We start from the raw sequence: 6973 nt of genomic DNA, 5'->3' as shown, positions 1-6973 counted from the left end.
GATCGAATCAAGCGAACCCGAGGAGCCTGCTATCAACCGCCGCCGACGCCGCCGCTCATCTGCCCTTGTGGATGAATAGTTATGAAGGAAGAGGGAAGAGATAAGAGGAAAGAAAGAAGAAGGAAGAAGGAAGAAGTAGAAATTTTTACTCTCTTCCCATCTTTCCATCTTCCCCTTTCCCCCTCTCCCTCGAACGCTCTGGTAATTGCGGGTGTGGATGAAGTCGGACGAGGCGCTTTGTTCGGGCCGGTGGTGGCTGCGGCCTGCATTTTGCCCGACGAAGTTCTCGATGAATTAGCAAGTTGCGGGGTTCGCGACAGCAAGCAGTTGAGTGCCGCAGCCCGGAGTCGGTTAGCTGTGAAAATCCGGGCTGTGGCTGTTGACTGTCAAATTGGTGTGGCTTCGGTGCGGGAGATCGATCGCCTCAATATTTTGCAGGCTTCTTTGTTGGCGATGAAACGGGCGATTTTGAAGTTGAAGGTGACGCCGGATTTGTGTTTGGTTGACGGGAATCAAAGGATTCCCAATTTGGCGATCGAGCAAGAGACGATGATCAAGGGTGATGCGCGATCGATTCAGATTGCTGCTGCTAGTATTGTGGCGAAAGTTTGGCGCGATGAATTAATAGTACGTTTGGCTGTTAAGTATCCTGAATATGACTTGACAAATAACAAGGGATATGGAACAGCTAAACATAAATTGGCTTTGGAACGCTGCGGTGTATCTGTCTTTCACCGACAATCTTTTAGTCCTTGTCAAAAATAGTTAGTTGTATCTGAAATGTTGCACCAATGTCAATAAGCTTTTATGAACAGGCTTTTCGGCCTGTTCCACAAAGAGTGAATTTCCTTGTGGAACAGGCCGAAAAGCCTGTTAAGCGAGAATGGTGCAATATCTCAGTTGGATCTCACATCTTGCACCATTCTCAACTAGCCCTTGCATTTTGTCCCAAAAGGTGAAAGAAAGGGCGTAAAAACAATCAGGTAGGTCAATGTTAACCATTCGTGAACGAACCTGACTGTCAACGGATTACCGTTAGACCGCAGGCTTCTTTTTCCTTTTTTGCAAAGGCTTTTTATAGTGAGGTAGTTCCACCCCCACTTGCTAATATAGTACCAGAGTATTTCCAGGTTATCAAGAGGTATAAAAGAATAATTGTCGGTTTCAGTACCTACACCCGACGAGCCTTTCATCACGCGGGCGTAATTCCCAACGGGGTAAGGGGCGCAGCGCTCAGATTAATCCCCTCTAAATATACGTCCGGGACTTCCCGGCTGGTAGTTAAACAGTAAGTACCAGTATTATTAGTCGCTTTCTCAATCATTACCAATGGTAAGTGCGGGCAGTAATTCGAGTTGAGATCAAAGCCAGGGTTTTAGTAATACAGAACATAAGCAAAACTTCTCTATTTAACTGGTTCCCAAGCTCTGCCTGGGAACCGATATAAGCGAGGCTCTGCCTCGGCCCAGACTATGGAGGCAGAGCCTCCGGATATGCGTTACCAGGCTCTTCCTGGTAACGAGTATAATCATTTAGGATTGCTATAGTAATACAGAACATAAGCAAAACTTCTCTATTTAGGGTTCCATACCCACGGTACCTTACCCCTTTAGTCCGAGCCAGTTTTATGAGGACTTTAGTCCTCACTAGAAACCGCGACTCGTTATCTCGATACGATCGCCCCGATCGCACTTTAGGATTGTTTGATTGGTTGTTCGATCGGCAACTCTATGATAAACTCGGCTCCGTGACCGAGTGCAGACACGCAGCTAAGTTTGCCACCGTGTTCTTGGACAACTTTGTAGGAAATGGACAGGCCTAAACCGGTGCCTTTGTCGGCGGGTTTGGTGGTAAAAAAAGCCTCGAATAACTGCTGGGAAACTTCTTCTGGCATACCGGGGCCGTTGTCAGAAATCCTAATTACAGCATTAGAGTTTTGGACTTCTGTCCTAATTTTAATCTTGCTGCGGTTAGCTTTGACTTCGGCAACTGAACGCCCTTCGTTGTATTCCTCGATCGCGTCGATCGCATTTCCGATCAAATTCATAAATACCTGATTGATTTTCCCAGCATAACACTCAACCAAAGGCAAATTTCCATAGTCCTTAATTACCGCAATTTCGGGATAGTTACCTCTGGCTTTCAGGCGACTTTGCAGAATCAGCAACGTTCCTTCAATGCCTTCGTGCAGGTTAACTTTGCTCATTTGAGAATCATCTTTGCGGGAGAAATTTCTGAGCGATCGCACGATTTCCCGAATGCGATCGGCCCCAACCTGCATCGAAGACATCGCTTTCGGCAAATCTTCTAGCAGAAACTCTAATTCGATATCCTTAATTTGAGCTTGAATTGCTGCCGGCGGCTGCGGGCAGTGCTTCTGGTACATATCGAGCAAATTCAGCAAATCTTCGGTGTAGTGGCCCACGTGGACGAGATTGCCGCAGACGCTGCTAACAGGATTGTTAATTTCGTGAGCAACACCGGCTACCATTTGACCGAGAGTAGACATTTTCTCCGTGTGAATCAGTTGAGCTTGAGTTTGCTGCAATTCGTGCAAAGTATTTTCGAGTTGAAGTTTTTGTTGGGTTAACTCTGTTTGCGATCGCCGCAAAGCTTCTTCACTGCGTTTCTGCTCGGAAATATCAGTAATTAACCCTTCCAAAGCTATCAATTCTCCAGAGTCGGAAAACACTCCCAAACCTTGCTCCCAAACCCATTTTAATTCGCCATTTTTAGAAGTAATTCGGTAATTTAGCTGATAGGGTCGATTTTCTTGTAAAGCAACTTGCACGGCATTCCACAAATTCTCGCGATCGTCCGGGTGAGTCAATTCCGATATAGAAACTTGCCGAGTGCCGATAAATTCTTCAGGAGAATACCCGGCTAACTGATAGCAACCTTCGCTGACAAACTCCATACTGCGATCGGCATCGTTGCGAAAACGGTAGGCCATTCCCGGCAAATTGCTCATCAGCGTCGCCAAAGCCCGCTGGCTTTCCCGTAGGGCTTCTTCGGCGTGTTTGCGATCGGTAATATCCGTCATCACCGCCAGCATACAGAGTTCGCCGTCCAAATTAATCAACTCTGCTGACAGCAAACACACCACCACCGATCCCGACTTCATCCTAAACTCGCATTCCTGATTGCGAACAACACCTTGTTCGTGTAAAATTTGCCTAAAATTCACTCGATCTTCCGGTCTTACCCAAATATTTAACCCCGGTACTGTATTCCAGGTCGTTTCTTCTAAATCATAACCAGTCATCAACAAAAAACTATCATTAACTTCAATAAAACGACCCTCAGCAAAAGTAGTAATAATCATCGGATCTGGGCTTGAGCGAAAAGCCTTAGAAAACTTTTCTTCCGATAAACTCAACTTTTTAATAGCCTCTTCCAACTGACTTGTCCGCTCTTTAACCCGGCATTCCAACACCTCATTAGCCTGCTTCAATGCCTCCTCAGCCTGCACCCGATAAGTGATATCGCGCACCACGCCTTGCAGCCCTATTTTGCCGCCGATATCCATAGAAGTTAGTAGCACTTCCGCCGGAAACTCAGAACCATCCAAACGACGGTGCCGCCAGTCAAAACGGCAATTTCCCGATCGCAAAGCCGTATTAATTCGCTCTTGAGAAAGACTCATAGAATCTTGTCCGTCCGGTTGCAACGGCGGGCTAAATTCCGAAGGATGCTTGCCGCAAAACTCCGATTCAGTGCTGCATCCAAATAACTTTAAAGTAGCCGGATTGCAATCCAAAAAACCCTCTTCGTCTAGCAGCATTACCGCATCAGTCGTCGATTCGTACAAAGTGCGAAACTTTTTTTCCGACGCCTGCAAAGAAGCAATCAACTGCATCTTTTCCTCAGCCGCCCGCTTTTGCTCAGTAATATCCTGCATTACTTGAGAAAAGCCCTGCAACTTTCCCCTTTCATCGCGCAAAGGAGTAACAATAATATTCGCCCAAAATCGCGATCCGTCCTTGCGAACCCGCCAGCCTTCATTTTCGTATCTACCTTCGGCCACAGCCCGGATTAATTTTTCTTTGTGCTTGCCGATTTCAATATCATCTTTAGTGAAAAAACACTCCGAATTATTGCCAACTATTTCATGAGATATGTATCCCAAAATGCGTTCTGCACCAGAATTCCAGCTAGCTACATACCCATCTGGATCTAACATAAATATAGCATAATCCTTAACGCCTTCAATTATTAAGCGCAGGCGTTCTTCACTTTCTCGAAGTGCAGATTCTGCTTGCTTGCGCTGAGTGATATCTTCTACAAAACCTTCGTAGTAGAGCAATTTACCTGCTTCATCGCAGACAGCCCGCGCATTCTCAGCGATCCAAATTATTGTTCCGTCTCGGCGATAAATTTGCGACTCAAAATCTGATACGATGCCCTTTTCTTGCAAAGCACAAACAAACTGATCGCGCCGATCGGGATTGACGTAAAGCTGATCGCTAATATCAGTCAGACAGCCCATTAATTCTTCAGCAGAATTATATCCGTAGATGCGAGCCAAAGCTGGGTTAGCGCTGATGTAGCGACCGGATTGGGTTGTTTGAAAAATACCCGACACAGCATTTTCAAACATACTATAATATTTTGCTTCCATTTGGTGCAGTGCCTCCGCGACATTCAGGCATTCTATTGCTTTATTTCCTAATTTTTGATTTCCCACTTGTGAATACCCTGCTCTTGTGTGTGAGTTGAATATTTTGGCTCTACCGCCTGTTAAATTTTAGCCGTTAGTTAAGCTGAAAGATGGTGTGTCGCAACCGGAGACGAGTGTGTTTATTCATCTGTCCTACTGGGCGGTTAGTTGTTAGTGATTGCTGAAATTTTAGTCGATCGGGTATTTATTTGAGGCTTGACTGGCTGTCAGGATCGCATTGGCACATCGATCGGCCTGTGGTGCAGGTGTTCGAGCAAAACCCGCTCCTTGAAATCTCCCTGAATATATTAGCAGTTGAATACCCTGAAATAAGTTAGTAGCAAGGATGTTGTTACAATAAAAGGCCGCGACTTCTACAACCGCAAGAGTCTATTTTTAGAATTTGGGTGAGAGTACGATCGACTCTTACCCGAAGCAACTAACCCACCTGCAAGAGCTAAACGCTCGCTGTCCTTGCTGTCACTCGATTGGAGATTTGAGATTTTAGATTGAAGTTGACTCCACAGATGAATCTGAGGTTCTCCTAATGTCTAAAATTTTTTGCTCTCCACAACTCCTGTCGGAAACTTTTATCGGTTTTTGGGTGCCCTGAGTTACTGTTAAGTATTATTGCTGATAGATAATACAGCAGACTACTGGCAGTTTTACGATTTGGGGTTTCTATGTAAAGTTGGCACAACAATAGGGTAATTGTTGTATCAAAAAATTCATATTCTGCTACTGCGGGCGGAAAAATTCTGTAGCGGTGCTGGCATTTGGGCAAAAATCTGGGCCCGATCGCGCAAAATGTGGTCGGCAAGTCTGGTAAAATCCCGATGATTCTCGGTTTGGCCACAAAGCTCGATCGAGCTAAATTTGACTAGAAACTAATATTAATGACAGATTCTCCTCTACTAGCAACGCCAGAGTTATCCCCTGCTTCAACCCAGACGGCGGATTCTCCTGTGTGGCCAGCCCTCCTGCAACAACTATTAGACAGACAATCTCTCTCACGCGCCCAAGCAGCCGATTTGATGCAGGGATGGCTAGCAGAAGCTATTCCCCCCGTCCTCTCAGGAGCAATTTTAGCGGCCATCCAAGCCAAAGGCATCTCTGCCCCAGAATTGGCAGGAATGGCTCAGGTATTGCATTCTCAGTCGCTTGCAGGCGAGTCGGAGAGCGTTGTCAATCCCAAATCCTCAATCTCCAATCTCAAATTAATTGATACTTGCGGCACAGGTGGCGACGGCGCATCCACGTTTAACATTTCCACTGCTGTAGCTTTTGTGGCTGCCGCCGGCAAAGTTCGAGTCGCGAAACACGGAAATCGCTCCGCATCGAGCAAAGTGGGTTCTGCTGACGTGTTGGAAGCGTTGGGAGTCAACCTCAACGCCGATCCCGCGAAGGTAAAAGCTGCGGTAGACTCCGTGGGCATCACCTTTTTATTTGCCCCTGGGTGGCATCCCGCACTTAAGGCTGTAGCGCCGATCCGGCGAACTTTGAAGGTGCGGACTATTTTTAACCTATTAGGGCCCCTTGTCAATCCTATGCGCCCTACAGGGCAGGTAATTGGGGTGTTCGATCCTAGTCTGATATCAACTATTGCTCAAGCTTTGGGCGAGTTGGGGACTGAGTTAGCTGTAGTCGTTCACGGCAGAGAAAAATTGGACGAGGCGGGGTTGGGTGATGTGACTGATTTGGCGGTTTTGTCTGATGGCAAAGTGGAACTCACTACTTTAGACCCGGAAAAGGTAGGATTGACACCAAGTGCGATCGGCTCGTTAAAAGGCGGAAATGTTGAGGAAAACGCCGAGATTTTGCGGAACGTTTTGCAAGGCAAAGGTACGCCCGCACAAATGGATGTTGTAGCTTTGAATGCGTCTTTGGCTTTTCAGGTGGGAGGTGCAATTCCTATGGGCTCTCACGCAGCAGGAGTTTCTATGGCTAAGGATATTTTATTGAGCGGCGAATCTTGGTTGAAGTTGCAGCAGTTGATTGAGTTTTTGAAATGAAGTCAGTTGGGAGTTGGGAGTTGGGAGTTGACAGTTGACAGTTGTTATATCATGTTCGGTCGATTGACCGTGATTCCTGTAGGGGCGGGTTCACCAGCAATAGTCGCCAAAAACCGACAATCTCAAAAACCCGCCCCGACTATGTATGATGCGCGATCGATCGGACTACAAATAACCAGTAATCAATAACAAATAACAACTAACAAATAACAACTAAGGAATGAGAATTAAATAACTTTCACTCTTGAAAGTGGGATGGGCGTCCCGCCCGTCCAAAAAGGACGGGCGGGACGCCCAGCCC

3 protein-coding genes are annotated in these 6973 nt (G+C 46.5%); 2 read left to right on the top strand and 1 reads right to left on the bottom strand.

Going from position 1 to position 6973, the window contains the following annotated elements; translation table 11 throughout:
• The first annotated feature begins 81 nt into the window (after positions 1-81).
• A complete protein-coding gene (locus tag QUB20_RS17815; protein WP_333250095.1) occupies positions 82-765 on the top strand; it encodes a ribonuclease HII in 684 nt (227 codons plus the stop codon).
• A gap of 928 nt (positions 766-1693) precedes the next feature.
• On the opposite strand, the gene QUB20_RS17810 is transcribed toward QUB20_RS17815, so the two are convergent.
• Positions 1694-4687, bottom strand: a complete 2994-nt coding sequence (locus QUB20_RS17810) for a PAS domain S-box protein (RefSeq protein ID WP_333250093.1) — start codon at positions 4685-4687, stop codon at positions 1694-1696.
• An 869-nt stretch (positions 4688-5556) separates the two neighbouring features.
• On the opposite strand from QUB20_RS17810, the gene trpD reads away from it, so the two are divergent.
• Positions 5557-6672, top strand: coding sequence for an anthranilate phosphoribosyltransferase (trpD, locus tag QUB20_RS17805; RefSeq protein WP_333250091.1), 1116 nt, complete (start codon positions 5557-5559; stop codon positions 6670-6672).
• The last annotated feature ends 301 nt before the right edge of the window (positions 6673-6973 follow it).

This window comes from Microcoleus sp. B4-C2 (assembly GCF_036705265.1).
Classification (GTDB): Bacteria; Cyanobacteriota; Cyanobacteriia; order Cyanobacteriales; family Microcoleaceae; genus Microcoleus.
Note: the sequence above shows the minus strand (reverse complement) of the source record. Positions and strands in the feature narration are given on the sequence as shown.